The sequence below is a fragment of the Ornithinicoccus sp. genome (assembly GCF_057176825.1).
Window position 1 is genome coordinate 1,001,897 of sequence record NZ_CM169976.1, and the last position, 18,006, is coordinate 1,019,902.

Here is an 18,006-nt window from a genome sequence, read left to right on the forward strand (position 1 = left end):
GCCGACGTGCGGGAACGCGCGTCCGGCGGGGGGATCGATGCGCTCGTCCTCAATGCCGGGGTGATCCTTCGCCGATGCCGACCACCGGACGGGCGCCGGCTTCGAGACGACCTTCGCCGTCAACCACCTGGCGCACTACCTGCTCATCCGGCTGCTGCTGCCCTCCCTCGCTGCCGGCTGCCGCATCGTGCTGACCACGAGCGGCGCACATGATCCGCATACGAAATCCGGACTGGTCCCGCCACGCCATGCACGGGCGGACCTGCTGGCCCACCCGGAGTTGGACGTCGGTCTCGACGTGAGTCCTCGGCGGGCAGGACAGCACGCCTACACCGCCGCCAAGCTGTGTGCCCTGCTCACCGTGCGGACCCTGGCCGCGGCCGCCGAAGGTGCAGCGACCGCGGGCTGACCGTGGTGGCCTACTGCCCCGGCCAGGTCTTCGGCACCGGCCTGGCGCAGCACCTGTCGCTGCCCCGGCGGGTCGCCTGGTCGGTGCTGGGCTCACCACTCGGGTGGCTCCCCCGTCGGCTGTCCGGCACGCACAACAGCAGGGGAGCCGCCGGGGCGGCGCTGGCCGATCTGGCGCTCGGGCGGACGGCAGCTCCCCAGGGTGGGGAGTATGCCGCACTGCGGGGCGGCCGGTTGACGTGGCCAACGCCGTCGGAACTCGCGCGCGACGAGCGGGTGGTCTCCGCCCTCTGGTGGGACAGCGCCCGGTTGGTCGGTGTCACGGGTGGCGCCGGCTCTTGCGAGCCTTGCGCCAGCCGTCGAAGGCGTCCCACCCCGACACGGCCACGATGCCCACGGCCGTGATGATCGCCAGGGTGCGTCCCACGTCGCCGGGCACGTCGTCGCGGCCGAGGGTCAGGTCCAGGAACTCGGGGTTGAGGAGCTCGCCCGCCTGCAGCAGGTAGAGCGCACCCACGGTGAATCCGACCGCGAGCAGCGTGTTGCCTGCGGCGAACCCCGAGGTCCACCCGCGGTTGCGGTAGACGGCGATCGCGAGCGCGGCCTCGGCCGCGATCAGGACGAACATGCCGCCGATCCACCAGGGCCAGAGCTCGGGGTTCAGGACCGGGACCGCCCTGGTCTGCTCGCCCAGGCCGACGCCGACGTCCACGGCGCCGTCCCTGAAGAAGGCGAACCCGACGAACCGGTCCCACAGCAGGGCTGCCGTGGCCAGCCCGAGGAACACCAGCGACCCGATCAGGTCGCCCCGGCCGACGCCGGTGGTCTGCGGCTCGGGGAGTTGGTCGGGCGTCCAGGTCGATCCGGTGTCGGCGCCGGTGCGTTCCAGCACGGCGAAGACGAGCGTGGTCCAGAAGGCGATGTGCACGAAGGCCCCGATGCCGGCCGAGACGACCGAGCCGATGAGTTCGCCGACCGGCACGTCGGCGATGAGGTTCCCGACGGTCGCCCCCAGGACGGCGATCGGCACGACGATCATCCAGAGCAACTTCAGCAGGCGCCACCAGGTGAGGTAGTGCTTCGGGCCGATGAGCTGCAGCGGTCGGTCGGCGTAGCCGGCTGCGAGCCGGTCTGGGTCGCCGAGCTCGGTGATCACCGCGTGCTCAGCCTCTGCTGGTGCCTCGCCCTGCTCGACGCGGGCCTCGACGTCGTCGGCGATGGCGGCGGACAACTCGGCCCGCACGTCCTCCTGCGCGTCGATGGGCAGGCTGCGCACCGTCGCCGCGATGTAGCGCTCGGTGAGGGTCGAAGGCATGTCAGATCTCCTGTGAGGTGAGGGACGCGATGGCTTCGGTGAGCGCGGCCCATTCGGTCGTGAGCGTGTCGGCGAGGCGGACTCCCTCGTCGGACGTGCGGTAGAACTTGCGCGGGCGCGTGTCCTCGGTGTTCCACTCGCTGGTCAGGTAGCCCTGCTTCTCCAGGCGACGGAGCAGGGGGTAGAGCGTGTTGGTGTCGCAGACGAATCCGTGCCGCCCCAGGTCCTCCAGCAAGCCGTAGCCGTAGCCCGCGTTGCGGAGCAGTTGCAGGCACGCCAGCACGATGGTGCCGCGTCGGATCTCCTGCAGGTGCGGGTCGAAGTCCGCTGTGTCGCTCATAGCCACACGATAGTGTGTGACGCACAGTATCGTCAACGGCACTTTATTGAGGTCCAGCTCCTGCGAGTGACCACGCACGTGGCGTGGGGGATGGGTAGAGTGGTGTCTTGAATAGGTAGAAGGGTGCCGACCATGGGTTTGAACATCAAAAACCAGCGCGTGCACGATCTGGCTCGCGAGGCTGCCCGCCGCACGGGGACCACGCAGACGTCCGCGATCGAAGCAGCGCTGGACCAGTACCTCGCGGGTCTCGACGCGCCCGCGGCACGGGAGGAGCGCATGGCGAGGGTCGAGGCTTTGCTGCGTGACATCGACGTGCGACTGAGCGACGACGACCGCGCGGCCATGCGGCAGGATCTCGCAGACCTCTATGACGAGCGGGGCTTGCCCACGTGATCCTGGAGACATCGGCGCTGATCGCGGTCCTCACCGGAGAGCCGGAGCGGGCCGAGCTGCTGAGCCGGATGCAGGAAGCTCCGTCGTTGCGTCTGTCGACCGGCTCCTATCTCGAGTGCGCGATCGTGGTCGACGGTCGGCGCGACCCCGTCCTGAGTCGTCAGCTGGACGCGTTGCTCGACGCACTGGGCGTCGAACTCGTCCCCGTGGACGCACGACAGGCACACATTGCGCGACGTGCCTACGCCGACTTCGGCCGTGGCTCCGGGCACGCGGCCAGGCTGAACTTCGGAGACTGTTTCGGCTATGCCCTCGCGGCCGCAACGGGCGAACCCTTGCTCTTCAAGGGCAGTGACTTCACCCAGACCGACGTGCGGCGGGACGGCGACTGACGTCAGATCGAGTGCCGCACCGCCCGGACGCCGATGGTCAGGCCGATCGCGGCGAGGACCACGGAGGCGAGCCCGCCCTGCCAGACCGCGGGGTCGGAGAGGGCCCCGTTGACCAGCGCGCGTTGGGCCTCGACCAGGTAGGTGAGCGGGTTGAACTGGGACAGGATCTGCATCCAGCGAGGCCCGACGTCCAGCGGCAGGAGCATCCCGGACAGGATCATCAGCGGGAAGAGCAGCGCCTGCTGGACGGTCCAGAACATCCAGTCGCGTTCCTTGGACGCGATCGCCAGGGCGTAACTCAGGGCACCGACGCCCAGGCCGAACACCGCGAGCAGGACCAGGCCCATCGCCATACCGGGGATCGACGGACGGAACCCGAAGATCGCGGCGACACCCGTGATGACCAGGGCCTGGATCACCAGCGGGACCATCTCCTTGCAGGCCCGGCCGACGAGTAGCGCCGGACGCGACACCGGGGCGACCAGCATGCGTTCGTGCGCGCCGGACTGGATCTCGAAGAGCAGGTTGGAGCCGGTCATCGTGGTGCCGAACAGGGTGATCATCACGATGATGCCGGGGACGAACCACTGGAACGCCTCGGCCAGCGGCAGGCCGGTCATCCCCCCGAGCAGGGGGCCGAAGAAGGCCAGGAAGACCAGCGGTTGCAGCAGCGAGAAGACCAGGCTGAACGGGTCGCGCAGCATCGGGCGCAACTCGCGGACGAAGACATTGCGGATGCTGCGTCCCAGGCCGACGGGCTGCGCGTCTGTGGTGGGCGCGGTGGTGTCGTCGGGCACGGCGGTGGTGAGGGTCGTCATCGTGCGGCTCCTGTCAGGGCGGGGTCGGTCGTGGTCTCGGCTTCCTCCCGCAGGCTGCGCCCGGTGAGGCTGAGGAAGACGTCGTCGAGGGTGGGTCGGGCGGCGTCCGCGCGCAGCACGGTGTGCCCGTGCGCCTCCAGATCGCGCAGCAGGGCAGGGAGTATGCGGTCGGCCCCGTTCACGCGGACGGTCACCTCGGTGCCTCCCGCGGGATCCGTCGGATCGGCCGGTCGGGTGCTCGCCTCCGGGTCGCGTGCCCCGGAGGCGGTGGCGGCCCGGGTGGCGAGGACGGTGATGTCGGCGGCGCTGCCGGTGGCGGTGACGGTGATGCGGTCGCCCGCGAGGTTCGCCTTCAGCCCGGTGGCGGTGTCGTCCGCGATCACCTCGCCGTGGTCCACGACGAGCACCCGCTCGGCGAAGTTGTCGGCCTCGTCGAGGTAGTGGGTGGTCAGCAGGAGGGTCATCCCGTAGCGCTCGCGCAGCCGGAGCACCAGCTCCCAGAGGTGGGCGCGGGACTGCGGGTCGAGGCCGGTGGACGGCTCGTCGAGGAAGAGCAGGCGCGGGCCGGGGATGAGTCCGAGGGCGATGTCGACCCGGCGGCGCTGGCCACCGGAGAGCTTCATGGTCGGCTGGTCCACGACCTCGCCCAGGCCCAGGACGTCGACCAGCTCGGTCACCCGCTCCCTGGTCTGACGCCCCGTGAGGCCGTAGAGCGAGCCCTGGATGTCGAGCTCGTCGCGCACGCGCTGGTAGAGGCCCGCGCCGTTCTTCTGGCCGATGTAGCCGATCCGGGCGCGGACCTGGGCCGGCTCCCGGGTGATGTCGAAGCCGCAGACGGTCGCGTTGCCGGAGGTGGGGGCGAGGAGGGTGGTGAGCATCCGCAGCGACGTCGACTTGCCCGCCCCGTTGGGCCCCAGGAACGCGGTCAGCGATCCCTCCTCGACGTCCATCGTGAGGTCCTTGACTGCGGTGATGGTGGTGCCGTTCTTGCCGGTGAACTGCTTGTGCAGCCCGCTGGTGCTGATGATCGGTGAGGTCATGTCTGGCAGGCTAGGAGCCATTGCGGTCAGATAGTGGCCGCGTTGACTCCTAGGCTGTGGGGCATGTCAGATCCGACCTCACGCGCCCTCCGACTGCTCTCCCTGCTGCAGACGCACCGGTTCTGGGCCGGGCCCGAGCTCGCCGGGCGGCTCGGTGTCTCCGAGCGCACCCTGCGCCGGGACGTGGACCGGCTCCGCGAGCTCGGCTACCGGGTCGGCGCCCACCCCGGGGTTTCGGGCGGCTACCAGCTGGAGAGCGGCAGCACCGTCCCGCCGCTGCTGCTGAACGACGACGAGGCGGTCACCATCGCCGTCGGGCTGCGCACCGCGGCCCTGTCGGGTGTGGGCGACGGCGACCAGACGTCCCTGTCGGCGCTCGCCAAGATCGAGCAGGTGCTCCCGCGGAACCTGCGCCGCAGGGTCAGCGCCCTGCAGGAGCACACCGTCCCCGCCAACCGGCCCGGCATCCAGATCGACGCCGAGGTGCTGGCCCAACTGGCCCTGGCCTGCCGGGACCACGAACGGCTGCGCTTTCGGTACACCGACCGGACAGGTCGGGTGTCGGGGCGGCACGTGGAGCCGCACTCCCTGGTGCCGCGAGGGCGCTACTGGTACTTCCTGGCCTGGGACGTCGACCGCGCCGACTGGCGGACCTTCCGGATCGACCGGCTCGCGCGGGTGCTGGCGACCGGGGTGCGGGTCCCGGCGCGGGAGCTGCCGGCCAAGGACGCCGCCGAGTTCGTGCAGCAGGCGCACGGCGGGGGAGCGCAGCACCGGGTCGAGGCCGTGGTGCGGATGCGGGCGTCGCTGGAGCAGGTGCGTGCCCACTTCGGCCCGTGGGCCAGCAAGGCGACGGAGGGCCCTGCGGGGACGGTCGACTGGCCGATCTGGGGCTCGACCGTCACCGAGGTGGTGGCCGCCCTGGTGTGGGTCCCGGCCGAGATCGAGTGGGAACTTCGTGGGGCCCGAGGAGGTGACGGAGGCCGCCCGGGCCTTCGCCGAGCGGGTCCGGGTCGCGGTCACGCCTCCCGGCTGAGGGCGAGGGCGTGGAGGACCTCGGCCCAGCCGGACTCGAGGTTGCTGGTGTCGCTCAGGGGGGCGGCGAAGGTGTGGGTGAGCGTCACCAGGGTCCCCGGTCGGGAGTCCTCACCCGGCGGGGCCAGGTCGGTGAAGTCCACCGTCACGACGTCCTCCGGTGAGCTGTCGGCCCCGGTCTCCCAGGTCCACGACATGACGATCCGCTCCGGCTCATTCAACTCGCGGTAGCGGCCCGACGCGCCGACACCGGCGCTCTCCGAGCGGATCCGGAAGGTGCCGCCCGGTCGGGGATCCACCTCGTAGGTGGTGTCCGGCAACCCGACCCACCACCAGGTGGCCAGGCGCTCGGGAGCCAGCCATGCGGCATACACCTGCGCCCGCGGAGCGGGCACCTCCTGGGTGAGGGTCACCGCCGGGACACCCCGCTGGGCGAGGTTGCCCAGGACGTACTCCCAGCCCTGGCGGTAGGCCTCGACGTCGCCGTCGGGCGCGACCGTGTGGGTCACCGTGACGAGCGTGCCGTCGCCGGAGGGCTCGAAATCGATGCGGACGTGCTCCTCGGGGCCGGGACGGTCCTGGTCCAGCCACACCCAGGTCATCTCGATCGACCGGTGCGGCTCCAGCCCGAGGAAGCGCCCCTGCACGCCGATCCCGGCCGACGACGAGACGATCCGGTAGGTGCCGTCGACCCTCCCGTCGACCTGGTAGGTGGTGTCGCCCATGCCGACCCACCACCAGGTGGCGAGGGCCTCGGCGCTCAGCCATGCGGCATACGCGCGGTCGGGTGTTGTCGGGACCTGCTGGGTGACGACGAGTGTCTGGGTCATCCCTGCTCCTCGGGGGTGAACGAGTCGGCGAGGTTGCCGAGCTGGTGGGTCCAGAACGTGCGGTTGCGGCGCAGCCAGGCCTCGGCGCCCTCCAGAGACTGGGGGCGCAACGAGACGGTGACGGTGCGGCCGGACTTGCTGCGGCTCACCACACCGGCCCGCTCGAGCACGCCCAGGTGTTTCAGGGTGCCGGGCAGGCTGATGGGCAGTTGGGCAGCGAGCGCCGAGACGCTGCTGTCGCCCGCCGCCAGCAGGCCGACGAGCTGCTGCCGGGTCGGGTCGCCGAGTGCCGCGAAGACCGCGGCCGTGTCGGCGGGGCTTTGGTTAACCATTTGGTTAACTGTATGCCGTGTGCTGGCCTGGCACAAGGGCCTCGCGGGAGGGATGACCGGCCAGTAGGTTGGGGCCATGTCGAACCTGTCACAGTTGCTGGAGCAGTCCGCCGAGCGCTACCCGACGCGGGACGCGATCGTCCTCGGGGACACCCGCCTGACCTACGCCCAGGTGAACGGCGCCGCGAACCAGGTGGCCAACCTGCTCGCCTCGCGGGGGATCGGGCCCGGGGACAGGGTGGCGCTGAGCTGCCCGAACCTGCCGTATTTCTCGATCGTCTACTACGGCATCCTCAAGACCGGGGCCACGGTGGTGCCGCTCAACGTGCTGCTGAAGGCGCGGGAGATCGCCTACCACCTGGAGGACTCGGAGGCGACGGCATACTTCTGCTTTGAGGGCACGCCCGAGCTGCCGATGGGCCAGGAGGGGCGCGCGGCGTTCGAGCAAGTGGAGGGCTGTGAGCACTTCTTCCTGATCACCGCCGACCCGGCCGCGCCGTCCCCGATCGAAGGGGCCGACACGCTGGGGCAGGGGATGGCCGACCAGCCGCCGACGTTCGAGTCCCGCGCGACCGCGGACGACGACACTGCGGTAATCCTCTACACCTCCGGCACGACGGGGCAGCCCAAGGGTGCGGAGCTGATGCACTCCAACATGCTCTCGAACGCGCTGGTCTCCGACCGACTCTTCGGTGCGGATGCCGAGCGGCCGGACACCTTCCTGTGTGTGCTGCCGCTGTTCCACTCCTTCGGGCAGACGGTGATCCAGAACGCCGGGTTCGCCTACGGCGGCACGGTCGTGATGCTGCCGCGGTTCGAGGCGAAGGCGGCGCTGGGCCTCATGCAGCGTGAGGCCGTGACCTTCTTCGCCGGGGTGCCGACCATGTACTGGGGGCTGCTGGGGGCGCTGGACGACACCGTCGACGTGGCCGCGCTGGCCGCGAACCTGCGGGTCGCCGCCGCGGGGGGATCCGCGCTGCCGGTCGAGGTGCACAAGGCGTTCCAGGAGCGGTTCGGGGTGACGATCCTGGAGGGCTACGGCCTGTCCGAGACCTCGCCGGTGGCCTCCTTCTCGGTCTTCGGTGAGGATCCGCGGGTGGGGTCGATCGGGGTGCCGATCCCGGAGGTGGAGATGAAGTTGATCCAGGCCGACTGGTCCGATGTCGACCGGGCCGCGGATCCCGACGCGGTCGGTGAGATCGCGATCAAGGGCCCGAACATCATGAAGGGCTACTACAACCGCCCCGACGCCACCGACGAGGCGATCAGGGACGGGTGGTTCCGCTCCGGAGACCTGGGCCGCCAGGACGCCGACGGCTTCTACTACATCGTCGACCGCGCCAAGGACATGATCCTGCGGGGTGGCTTCAACGTGTATCCCCGCGAGATCGAGGAGGTCCTGATGACCCACCCGGCGGTCTCGCTGGCCGCCGTGATCGGCGTGCCGCACGAGAGCCTGGGCGAGGAGATCAAGGCCTATGTCATCCCCGAGCAGGGCGCCGAGGTCACGTCCGAGGAACTCGTGGCGTGGGGCAAGGAGCAGTTCGCGGCGTACAAGTACCCGCGCACCGTCGAGATCGTCGGCAACCTGCCGATGACCGCCACGGGCAAGATCCTCAAGCGCGAGCTCGGCTGACGGCGGCTGAGTCGGAGCCCGTCGTCCGCGCGGCGCCGAGTGGCCCTGATTTTCGCGCTTTCCGGCCGGATCGTGGCAATTTCTGGTGCAGTCGACGGATTCCGGCGGCGCCGCGCCTCGGCGGCCTCCTAGGGTGGAGGCATGCATCGCAGTCGGATCGGCGTCGTGCTCATCGACCACCCGGAGGAGACCTCCGCGGCGGCCACCACCTTCTGGGCGGGGGCGGTCGGCGCTCCGGCACCGCCGGCCGAGGGGCCTACGGGTGAGGACCCCTACCTGGCCGTGACGAGCCTTCCCGGCGGGGTCAGCCTGGAGGTGCAGCGGACCGGGGCCGGCACCCCGGCGCGGGTGCACCTGGACATCGAGACCGACGACGTGGCCGCCGAAGTGGCCCGGGTGGTCGCGCTCGGGGCCGAGGTGGCTGAGGAGCGGGAGGGATATGCCATCCTGCGCGACCCAGGCGGTCTGCTGTTCTGCGTCGTGCCGGTGCAGCGCCAGGCCGAGTTCGAGGAGCACGCGACCACCTGGGAGTGAGCAGCGCCGCCCCGCGACGACCGCGCGGGTCAGCAGTGCAAGCCCGCTACGAAAATGCGGGGTGGGCGGGCAAACCCGCTACGAAAATTGGTCAGGCGGGGGTGTAGCCGAGGTTCGGGCCGAGCCACTTCTCGGCCTCGGCGAGCGTCCAGCCCTTGCGGGCCGCGTAGTCCTTCACCTGGTCCTCGGTGAGCTTGCCCACGGCGAAGTAGCGGCTGTCGGGGTGGGCGAAGATGATCCCGGAGACGGCCGAGTTGGGGGTCATCGCGCAGGACTCGGTGAGCTCCATCCCGACCTCGCCGGCGTCCAACAGCTCGAAGAGCGTGAACTTCTCGGTGTGGTCCGGCTGTGCCGGGTAGCCGGGGGCGGGGCGGATCCCCTGGTAGCGCTCGCGGATCAACTCCATCAGCGCCAGGTCCTCGTCGGGGGCGTAGCCCCACATGTCGCGGCGGACATGCAGGTGCAGCCACTCGGCGAACGCCTCGGCCAGCCGGTCGGCCAGCGACTGCACCATGATCGCGGTGTAGTCGTCGTTGTTCTCCCGGAACTGCGCGGCGAGCTCCTCGGCGCCGTGGATGGACACCGCGAAGCCGCCCAGGTGGTCCTCCTCGTAGGCGACGAAGTCGGCCAGCGCCAGGTAGCCGTTCTCCCGCTTGCGCTGCTGCCGGAGCGTATGCAGTGTGGCCAGCGGGGGAGCGGTCGCCGGGTCGTCCGCGTCCGCGTCGAGCACGACGATGTCGTCACCAGACCGCTGGGCCGGCCACAACGCCACCACGCCGCGGGCCCGGAGCAGCTTCTCCTCCACGATCCGGTCCAGGAGGGCGCGGGCCTCGGCATACAGCGCGGTGGCGGCCTCGCCCTGCCGGGGGTCGTCCAGGATCTTGGGGAAGGTGCCGCGCATCTCCCAGGCGGTGAAGAACGGGGTCCAGTCGATGATGTCGACCAGGTCGGAGAGCTCCGGCTCCAGGACCTCCCGGCCGAGGCGGGCCGGGGCAGGCACGGAGGAGCGGCTCACCGGGCGGGACTGCTCCCGGGCCGTGGCCAGGTCGACCAGCGCGACCTGCTTGTCGCCGTGTCGCTCCCGCAGCCGGGAGTACTCACCCGCGACCCGGTCGGCGATGTCGGTCTCCCGGTTGATCACCTCCGAGGTGACGCCGACCGCCCGGCTGGCGTCGACGACGTGCACCACGGTGCCGTCGTAGGCGGGGTCGATCTTCACCGCGGTGTGCGCCGCGCTGGTCGTGGCGCCGCCGATGAGCAGCGGCGTCCTCAGCCCGCGGCGCCGCATCTCGGTGGCGACCCCGACCATCTCGTCCAGGCTCGGGGTGATCAGGCCCGAGACGCCGATCACGTCCGCGCCCAGGTCGGCGGCCGTGTCCAGCAACTTCTCGGCGGGGACCATGACGCCTAGGTCCGTGACGTCGTAACCGTTGCAGGCCAGCACCACCCCGACAATGTTCTTGCCGATGTCGTGGACATCGCCCTTCACGGTGGCGAGCACCACCTTGCCCTTGCTGTGGCCACCGGTGTCCACGGCCGCGGCCTCCAGGTAGGGGGTCAGGTGGGCCACCGCCTTCTTCATCACCCGCGCCGACTTCACCACCTGGGGCAGGAACATCTTGCCCGCGCCGAACAGGTCGCCGACGACATCCATGCCGTCCATCAACGGCCCCTCGATCACCTCCAGGGCCGAGCCCAGCTCCTGGTAGGCCTCCTCGGCGTCCTCGACGGCGAAGTCGCTGATCCCGTGCACCAGGGCGTGTCGCATCCGCTCGACGACCGGTGCGTCCCGCCAGGCCAGGGCGGCGCTGGCGGACACCTCCTTGGTCTGTCCCTTGTAGGACTCGGCCAGCTCGATCAGCCGGTCCGTGGCCTCCTCGTTGCGGGCCAGGACAACGTCCTCGACCGCCTCGCGCAGCACCGGCTCGATCTCCTCGTAGACGCCGAGCATGCCGGCGTTGACGATGCCCATGTCGAGCCCGGCCTCGATCGCGTGGTAGAGGAACACGGCGTGCATCGCCTCGCGCACCGTGTTGTTGCCACGGAAGGAGAACGACACGTTGGAGATGCCGCCGCTGACCAGGGCCCCGGGCAGGTTCTCCTTGATCCAGCGGGTGGCCTCGATGAAGTCCAGGGCATACCGGTCGTGCTCCGACATCCCGGTCGCCACGGTGAGCACGTTGGGGTCGAAGATGATGTCGTGCGGGTCGAACCCGACCTGCTCGGTGAGCAGCCGGTAGGCGCGACCGCAGATCTGGGTACGCCGCTCGAGGGTGTCGCCCTGCCCCTGCTCGTCAAAGGCCATCACGACCGCGGCGGCACCGTGGTCCTTGACCCGCGCGGCGCGACGCAGGAACTCCTCCTCCCCGTCCTTGAGCGAGATGCTGTTGACGACGCCGCGGCCCTGGAGGCACTCCAGCCCGGCCTCGAGCACCTCCCAGCGGGAGGAGTCGACCATGACCGGCACCCGGGAGATGTCGGGCTCGCCGGCCAGCAGGTTCAGGAAGTGGGTCATCGCCTCGACCCCGTCGAGCATCCCCTCGTCCAGGTTGACGTCGATGATCTGCGCCCCGGCGTCGACCTGTTGCCGGGCGATCTGCACGGCGGCGTCCCAGTCGCCCTCCAGGACGGCCTTCTTGAACCTGGGGGAGCCGGTGATGTTGGTCCGCTCGCCGACGTTGACGAAGTTGACCTCGGGCGTGAGGGTGAACGGCTCGAGACCGGACAACCGCAGGTATGCCGACAGTGGCCGGGGGGTGCGCGGGCTCGCCGCCCGCACGGCCTCGGCGATCGCGGTGATGTGCTCGGGGGTGGTGCCGCAACAGCCGCCGACGATGTTGACCAGGCCCTCCCGGGCGAAGTCGCCGATCACCTCGGCCATCTGCTCGGGGGTCTCGTCGTAGCCGCCGAAGGCGTTGGGCAGGCCGGCGTTGGGGTGGACGGACACCAGGGCCTGCGTGGAGGCCGCGATCTCCCGCAGGTGCGGGCGCAGCGCCTCCGGCCCCAACGCGCAGTTCAGGCCCAGTGCGAGCAGGTCGGCGTGCTGGGTGGAGACGGCGAACGCCTCGGGCGTCTGGCCGGAGAGGGTCCGGCCGGAGGCGTCGGTGATGGTGCCTGACACCATGACGGGCACCCGGCGGTCCAGCTCGGCGAGCACCGTCTCGATCCCGGCCAGGGCCGCCTTGGCGTTGAGCGTGTCGAACACGGTCTCGACGAGGAGGATGTCGACCCCGCCCTCGAGCAGCCCGCGGACCTGCTCGGCATAGGCGTCGTGCAGCTGGCGGTAGGTGATCGCGCGGTACTCCGGCCGTTCCACGTCCGGGGACAAGGAGGCGGTGCGGTTGGTCGGGCCGAGCGCGCCGGCCACCCAGCGGGGCCGTCCGTCCTGAGCCTCCACCTCGTCGGCGGTCTCCCGGGCGATGCGGGCGGCTGCGGCGTTCAGCTCGCGGACCAGGTGCTCGGTGCCGTAGTCGGCCTGCGCGATCGCGGTCGAGGTGAAGGTGTTGGTCGTGGTGATGTCGGCCCCGGCCTGGAGGTAGCGGCGGTGCACCTGGGCCAGGACGTCCGGGCGGGTCAGTTGCAGCAGGTCGAAGTTCCCGGAGTAGGTGCGCTCCGGGTCCGCCCCGTCGAACTGGAAGTCCTCCTCGGTGAGGTCGAACTGCTGCAACAGGGTGCCCCAGCCGCCGTCCAGGACGAGGATGCGGTCACGGGAGGCCGAGCGGAGGTCGGACCTGCTCGGGTCGGGAGTCATCTGCTCACCTCGTCTGCCACGGCTGTGGGCTTGGGGAACTGCACTCCCGGCAGGATAGCCCCTGGTGCAACGCACTCCGGGGTCCACGGCGTCTTAGGGTTGTGGACTTGAGGAGCAGGCGATGAGGTTGTTCGGCCGGAGCGCCGAGCAGGCAGAGGTCGAGGCGTATGTCGTCTCGGCCATGCCGCGACTCGTCGGGCTCGCTCACGCCATGACGGGGAACAAGGCGGACGCCGAGGACCTCGTCCAGGACACGCTGGCCACGGTGATCACGAAGTGGGCCAGGGTCTCGGACGCCGCGAACATCGACGCCTATGTCCGCCGGACCATGGTCAACACCCTGATCAGCAAGAAGCGTCGACGGTGGAACACCGAGGTCATCTCGCACGAGGTGGTCACCGCGGACCGACCACCGACGGGCAGTCCTGAGCTGGGGGACGACGTGTCCAAGGGGGTCGCGAACCGCGATGCGGTGCTGGGGATGCTGCGGCAGCTTCCCGAGCGCCAGCGCGCGGTCATCGCACTGCGGTACTACGAGGACCTGCCCGACGCCGAGATCGCGCGGGCGCTGGACTGCTCGGAGCAGGCCGTCCGCAGTGCCGCGCACAACGCTATGAAGTCGCTGCGCCGGTTGTTGCCGGCCGAGGCGGGGCAGGGGGCCACACCATGAACGAGCAGAAGCGAAGTCCGCGCAAGGGTCTGGAGGAGACCCTGCGCGAGGCGCTGCACACCGAGGCGGAGGGCTACGACTACGAGGCGCTGATCTCCGGGGTCCACGAGCGTGCCGGTCGGATCCGGCGCCGTCGCACCGTCGGGACCCTGGCCGCCGCGGCCGTCCTGGTCCCGGGTCTGATCGGCGGCGGCGTGCTGGTGAACAACCTGCTGGAGGACCAGGCGGTGCAGCCGGTGCCGGCCGGCCCCACGGACGGGTCGGCACCGACGCAGGACGACGAGGACGGGTCTGCCGACGACGCAGCACCGACCACCGACGACGCGGCGCGCACCACCGAGCAGCCCGAGTCGCCGCCGTGGCAGGAGGACGACCTGGTCGAGGCGCCCTCGGACGACACCGACGGCGACTCGGACAACGAGTGGGAGATACCCGACCCGAGGCCCACCGGCGTCGAGTTCCTCGAGGCGTTCGGGGCCCCGCAGCAGTACCTCGAGAATCCGGCCATGGCCCCGGTGATGGGGGCCATGGTGTGCAACCAGCCGGATCGCGAGGACTGGACCAGTCCGGTGGCCGGAGCCAACTGGGGGTTCTTCCAGGAGGAGGGTGACAACAGCTCCCTCGACCTCGTGGTGACGGGCTGGGAGGACGGCAGCGAGGCGATGGAGGCGCTGCGCAACGACGAATTGTCCTGCGCCTGGGACGTGGCCGACGAGGGCTCGTCGGTGCAGGCCGAGATCGACTGGCCGGGGCACGAGGGCGAGGAGGACCGCTACCTCAACGAGGCCTACCCCGCCTACGGGTACCTCTCGGACTACTCCGAGAGCGTGGCCGTCGTGCGCACCGGCGACTACCTGGTGGCGGTGCGCGCCAGGGACCTGGACCCCGAGGTCGCACAGGAGGCCTCGATGGAGATCGCGGAGAAGACGGCCGAGAACCTCGCAGCCCTGGATCCGGAGCATGGGGGTGAGCGGTGATGAGGACGTCGGAGGCCCCGCGGACACCGGATCCCGAGCTGGAGGCGATGCTCCGGGCCGCCCTGTCGTCGGTGGGGGACGGGTTCGACACGGAGGGCCTGCTCAGCGTCACCCACGAACGGGTCACCCGGCGCCGGCGCCGGCACGCGTTGGTCACGGTGGCCGCGACGGGTGTCACTGCCGTGGCCGTGGTGACCGCCTGGCACGCCGTGGCGCCGTCGGCCGGCACCCCCGAGCAACTCCAGGTGGCCTCCGAGGCCAGCCGGGACATGCAGTCACAGCAGGGTAGCGCCGGTCAGGACGACGCGGAGCAGGTGCAGACCGAGGACGCCCAGGAGGTGCCGTGGCAGCCCGAGGCCCCGCCGCTGACCCAGGAGGAGCAGGATCTCGGCACGACCGACGGTGAGGTCGACCCCTCCGACGGTGCGTGGCAGATCCCGGACCCCCGGCCGACGGGCGTGGCCTTCCTGGACGACCTGGGCGCCCCGTACGCGCACCACCCCGGCCGGGACATCCCCGTCGACGGCATGGTCGGCAACGATCAGGCCCGGGAGGGCGGGCTGGCCCCGGTCGCGGGCGAGAGCTGGTCCTACGCCGAGGAGGACCCGGAGCGCCCCGGTGAGATCACGAACAAGATCGGCGCCCGAGCGGTCTACCTGCACGTCACCGGCTGGGAGGACGGCCAGGCGGCGATGGAGGGGCTCCGGGACGACGAGCTCCGCTATATCTGGGGCGAGGACTTCGTGCTCGGCACCTGGCAGGGGCGGGCCGATGACCCGGACCGGCTGGCGTTCGAGCCCTACGAGTGGGTCGAGCACAACCTGGACACCGGGGAACGGACGCCGGTGGGGACCTACAGCTCCACGGCGGTGCTGCGGACCGGTGACTACCTGGTCGCCGTGACGGTGACCGCCGACTCCGCGGGGGACGCCGACGCGCTGGCGCGGGAGATCTCGGAGAAGACAGCCGAGAACCTCGCGGTGCTCGACCCGGAGCATGCCACCGACTGACCGGTGCGCGGCGCCGACTGATCGGGTCAGCGAGGGGGGCCACCTGACAGACTGGTCCCGATGAGCCCTGGCACCCCGTGGACCGCGACCTACCGGCTGCAACTGCACGCCGGATTCACCTTCGACGACGCCGCCGGGATCGTGCCCTACCTGGCCGACCTGGGGGTGTCGCACGTCTACCTGTCCCCGGTGCTGGCCGCCGTGCCCGGGTCGACGCACTGCTACGACGTGCTGGACCACCACCGGATCAACCCCGAGCTGGGCGGCCGCGAGGGACTGGAGCGCCTCGGCGCCGCGTGCCGTGCCGCAGGCCTGGGCCTCGTCGTGGACGTGGTCCCCAACCACATGGCCCTGGTGGCGCCAGAGTGGGCCAACCGGCCGCTGTGGGAGGTGCTGCGCGGCGGGCGGAGGGCCTCCACCGCGCACTGGTTCGACGTCGACTGGGACGTGTTGGGCGGCAGGTTCGGTCTGCCGCTGCTCGGTGAGCCGCTGGAGGACGTCCTGGCAGCGGGCCAGCTGACCCTCGACACCGGTGGGGAGGACGAGGGGCCGGCGGCGGGGCAGCCGGTCATCCGCTACTACGAGCACACCTTCCCGGTGGCGCCCAGCACCCTCCGCGACGGCGACGACGTGGCGGCGGTGCTGGCCCGCCAGCACTACTTGCTCGCGTCCTGGCGGGAGGCTGACACGGTGTTGAACTACCGCCGGTTCTTCGAGGTTGACGGGCTGGTCGGGGTGCGGGTGGAGGAGTCCGACGTCTTCGAGCGGACCCACCGGCTGTTGCTCGACCTGCACCACGCCGGGGTGATCGACGGGTTCCGGATCGACCACCCGGATGGCCTGGCCGATCCGGAGGGCTACCTGGCCATGCTCCGGCGCAACTGCCGGCCCGACACCCCGATCTGGGTGGAGAAGATCCTCGAGGGGGCCGAGGAGCTGCCCCGCGACTGGGCCTGCAGCGGCACCACCGGCTACGACGCCAACGCCGTCCTCCAGGCCGCGCTCGTGGACCCGGGGACCAGCGGGGACCTGGACGGGGCGTGGCGACGGATGGACGGCCCGGACTCCCTGGCCCAGGTGATCGAGGGCACCAAGCGGGCGGCCGTCGCCGACCTCCTCGGCCCCGAGACCGGGCGGCTGCACCGTCTGGCCGTGCGAGTGCTCCCGCACGCCGATCCCGACGCGTTGCGCGAGGCGCTGGGCGAACTCCTGGTCGCGGTCGACCGCTACCGGATCTACATCCGACCGGGACACAGCGGCCCCGGCTCCCAGGAGCCGCTGCTGCGGGAGGCGGTGGCCCGCGCGGTCGCCGCCCGACCGGACCTGCGTGACACGCTCGCCGCGCTGGGCCAGGTGCTGGCGGCCCCCGAGACCTACGGTCACGACCCGGTCGCGGGGCGGGACCTCGCGGTGCGCTTCCAGCAGACGAGCGGGCCCGTCATGGCCAAGGGCATCGAGGACACCGCGTTCTACCGCTGGCACCGCCTCGTCGCGCTCAACGAGGTGGGCGCCGACCCGGCGGCCCCCGCAGCCCCGGCCACACTGCATACCTGGGCGCAGCGGCAGGCCGCCCACTGGCCCCTGGGCCTGACCACCCTGTCGACCCACGACACCAAGCGCAGCGAGGACGTGCGGGCCCGCTTGCTCGCGCTCGCCGGCGACGCGGCAGGGTGGCAGCGCTGCACCGAGGCGTTCGCGGCGGCGGCCACCGACCTCGGGGTGGACCTGCCCACGGCGCACCTGGTCTGGCAGACCCTGGCCGGCGCCGGCGGCGCGGAGCTGGGGGCGGAGCGGTTGGGCGCCTACCTCGTCAAGGCCATGCGGGAGGCGAAGGAACACACCACCTGGGTGGACGTGGACGAGGCGTATGAGGAGCGGGTGCTGACCCTGGCCCGCGCCGCGACCGACAAGGGTCCCCTGCTCGCGACCGTGCAGGACGTGCTGGCCGACAACGAGGCAGCGATCCGGGCGACGGTGCTCGGCCAGAAGCTGCTGCAGCTGGTGCTCCCCGGCGTCCCGGACACCTACCAGGGCTGCGAGACGGTCGACCTGTCCCTGGTCGACCCGGACAACCGTCGACCCGTGGATCACGCAGGGCTGCGCACGACCCTCGCGACGCTCGACGAGGGGGCGAGGCCGACGGACCTGGCGGCGGAGAAGTTGTGGGTCACCTCGCGGACGTTGCGCCTTCGGGCCCGGCTGCCGGAGGCCTTCGGCACCGGCGCGGAGTACGCCCCCCTGGACGGCGGCCCACACCTGCTCGGGGTGCTGCGGGGTGACCGGGTGGCCGCCCTGGCCACCCGGGCCCCACGCGCGCTCGCGGATGCAGGCGGATGGGGCGGGACGACGGTCGCCCTGCCGGCGGGCCACTGGCGCGACGAGCTGTCCGGCCAGGAGCACGAGGTGTCGGCCGAGCAGAGCCTGAGCCTGGCAACGGTCCTGGACCGGCTCCCGGTGGCGCTGCTCGTCCGGACCGACCCTCCTTCGTGATACCTCGTTATACTCACCGCGGGTCTGTCGGA

16 protein-coding genes and 1 pseudogene are annotated in these 18,006 nt (G+C 71.2%); 10 read left to right on the forward strand and 7 right to left on the reverse strand.

Annotated features, from left to right (window positions below):
* Nucleotides 1-187 precede the first annotated feature (187 nt).
* Nucleotides 188-409: a hypothetical protein gene (locus tag AC1QRC_RS05250; RefSeq protein WP_484205745.1), complete on the forward strand. Its 222-nt coding sequence runs from the start codon at nt 188-190 to the stop codon at nt 407-409.
* Between the two features lie 318 nt (nt 410-727).
* Here AC1QRC_RS05250 and AC1QRC_RS05255 read toward each other — a convergent pair whose 3' ends face one another.
* Both AC1QRC_RS05255 and AC1QRC_RS05260 read right to left on the reverse strand, forming a co-directional pair.
* Nucleotides 728-1,723 carry a permease prefix domain 1-containing protein gene (locus AC1QRC_RS05255; RefSeq protein WP_484205746.1) on the reverse strand — a complete coding sequence of 332 codons (996 nt, stop codon included), beginning with the start codon at nt 1,721-1,723 and terminating at the stop codon, nt 728-730.
* A gap of 1 nt (nt 1,724) precedes the next feature.
* Complete coding sequence (locus tag AC1QRC_RS05260) at nt 1,725-2,063, reverse strand: PadR family transcriptional regulator (RefSeq protein ID WP_484205747.1); 339 nt, start codon at nt 2,061-2,063, stop codon at nt 1,725-1,727.
* Between the two features lie 132 nt (nt 2,064-2,195).
* On the opposite strand from AC1QRC_RS05260, the gene AC1QRC_RS05265 reads away from it, so the two are divergent.
* Together AC1QRC_RS05265 and AC1QRC_RS05270 are read left to right on the forward strand one after the other, a co-directional pair.
* Complete coding sequence (locus AC1QRC_RS05265; protein WP_484205748.1) at nt 2,196-2,459, forward strand: type II toxin-antitoxin system VapB family antitoxin; 264 nt, start codon at nt 2,196-2,198, stop codon at nt 2,457-2,459.
* Nucleotides 2,456-2,851, forward strand: coding sequence for a type II toxin-antitoxin system VapC family toxin (locus AC1QRC_RS05270; protein WP_484205749.1), 396 nt, complete (start codon nt 2,456-2,458; stop codon nt 2,849-2,851). Before AC1QRC_RS05265 ends, AC1QRC_RS05270 begins: the two co-directional genes overlap by 4 nt.
* A 2-nt stretch (nt 2,852-2,853) precedes the next feature.
* Here the strand turns inward: AC1QRC_RS05270 and AC1QRC_RS05275 are convergent, their stop codons facing one another.
* Together AC1QRC_RS05275 and AC1QRC_RS05280 are read right to left on the reverse strand one after the other, a co-directional pair.
* Nucleotides 2,854-3,669 (reverse strand): ABC transporter permease, encoded by an 816-nt coding sequence (locus AC1QRC_RS05275; protein WP_484205750.1) that lies wholly within the window; start codon nt 3,667-3,669, stop codon nt 2,854-2,856.
* Nucleotides 3,666-4,709 (reverse strand): ABC transporter ATP-binding protein, encoded by a 1,044-nt coding sequence (locus AC1QRC_RS05280; RefSeq protein ID WP_484205751.1) that lies wholly within the window; start codon nt 4,707-4,709, stop codon nt 3,666-3,668. Before AC1QRC_RS05280 ends, AC1QRC_RS05275 begins: the two co-directional genes overlap by 4 nt.
* Nucleotides 4,710-4,772: 63 nt before the next feature.
* On the opposite strand from AC1QRC_RS05280, the pseudogene AC1QRC_RS05285 reads away from it, so the two are divergent.
* A pseudogene (locus tag AC1QRC_RS05285) lies at nt 4,773-5,378 on the forward strand (helix-turn-helix transcriptional regulator); the annotation flags it as partial.
* Between the two features lie 350 nt (nt 5,379-5,728).
* On the opposite strand, the gene AC1QRC_RS05290 reads toward AC1QRC_RS05285, so the two are convergent.
* Nucleotides 5,729-6,574 (reverse strand): SRPBCC family protein, encoded by an 846-nt coding sequence (locus tag AC1QRC_RS05290; RefSeq protein WP_484205752.1) that lies wholly within the window; start codon nt 6,572-6,574, stop codon nt 5,729-5,731.
* Nucleotides 6,571-6,906 carry an ArsR/SmtB family transcription factor gene (locus tag AC1QRC_RS05295; protein ID WP_484205753.1) on the reverse strand — a complete coding sequence of 112 codons (336 nt, stop codon included), beginning with the start codon at nt 6,904-6,906 and terminating at the stop codon, nt 6,571-6,573. Before AC1QRC_RS05295 ends, AC1QRC_RS05290 begins: the two co-directional genes overlap by 4 nt.
* A 76-nt stretch (nt 6,907-6,982) precedes the next feature.
* On the opposite strand from AC1QRC_RS05295, the gene AC1QRC_RS05300 reads away from it, so the two are divergent.
* Both AC1QRC_RS05300 and AC1QRC_RS05305 read left to right on the forward strand, forming a co-directional pair.
* On the forward strand, nt 6,983-8,542 hold the full coding sequence (locus tag AC1QRC_RS05300) for a long-chain-fatty-acid--CoA ligase (protein ID WP_484205754.1): 1,560 nt from the start codon (nt 6,983-6,985) through the stop codon (nt 8,540-8,542).
* A gap of 141 nt (nt 8,543-8,683) precedes the next feature.
* The gene (locus AC1QRC_RS05305; RefSeq protein ID WP_484205755.1) at nt 8,684-9,076 is read left to right on the forward strand and encodes a VOC family protein; all 393 of its coding nucleotides are present in this window, start codon (nt 8,684-8,686) and stop codon (nt 9,074-9,076) included.
* 91 nt (nt 9,077-9,167) lie between these two features.
* Here the strand turns inward: AC1QRC_RS05305 and metH are convergent, their stop codons facing one another.
* Nucleotides 9,168-12,827 carry a methionine synthase gene (gene metH / locus AC1QRC_RS05310; RefSeq protein WP_484205756.1) on the reverse strand — a complete coding sequence of 1,220 codons (3,660 nt, stop codon included), beginning with the start codon at nt 12,825-12,827 and terminating at the stop codon, nt 9,168-9,170.
* 121 nt (nt 12,828-12,948) lie between these two features.
* Here metH and AC1QRC_RS05315 point away from each other — a divergent pair, with 121 nt between their 5' ends.
* From AC1QRC_RS05315 to treY, 4 genes are read left to right on the forward strand one after another with little or no spacing between them, the layout of a single operon-like run.
* A complete protein-coding gene (locus AC1QRC_RS05315; protein WP_484205757.1) occupies nt 12,949-13,497 on the forward strand; it encodes a SigE family RNA polymerase sigma factor in 549 nt (182 codons plus the stop codon).
* Entirely contained in the window at nt 13,494-14,474 is a 981-nt protein-coding gene (locus AC1QRC_RS05320) for a hypothetical protein (RefSeq protein ID WP_484205758.1), read from the forward strand. The genes AC1QRC_RS05315 and AC1QRC_RS05320 overlap by 4 nt, the downstream gene beginning before the upstream one ends.
* Entirely contained in the window at nt 14,474-15,484 is a 1,011-nt protein-coding gene (locus AC1QRC_RS05325) for a hypothetical protein (protein WP_484205759.1), read from the forward strand. Before AC1QRC_RS05320 ends, AC1QRC_RS05325 begins: the two co-directional genes overlap by 1 nt.
* 60 nt (nt 15,485-15,544) lie before the next feature.
* A complete protein-coding gene (treY, locus tag AC1QRC_RS05330; protein ID WP_484205760.1) occupies nt 15,545-17,974 on the forward strand; it encodes a malto-oligosyltrehalose synthase in 2,430 nt (809 codons plus the stop codon).
* Nucleotides 17,975-18,006: the final 32 nt, after the last annotated feature.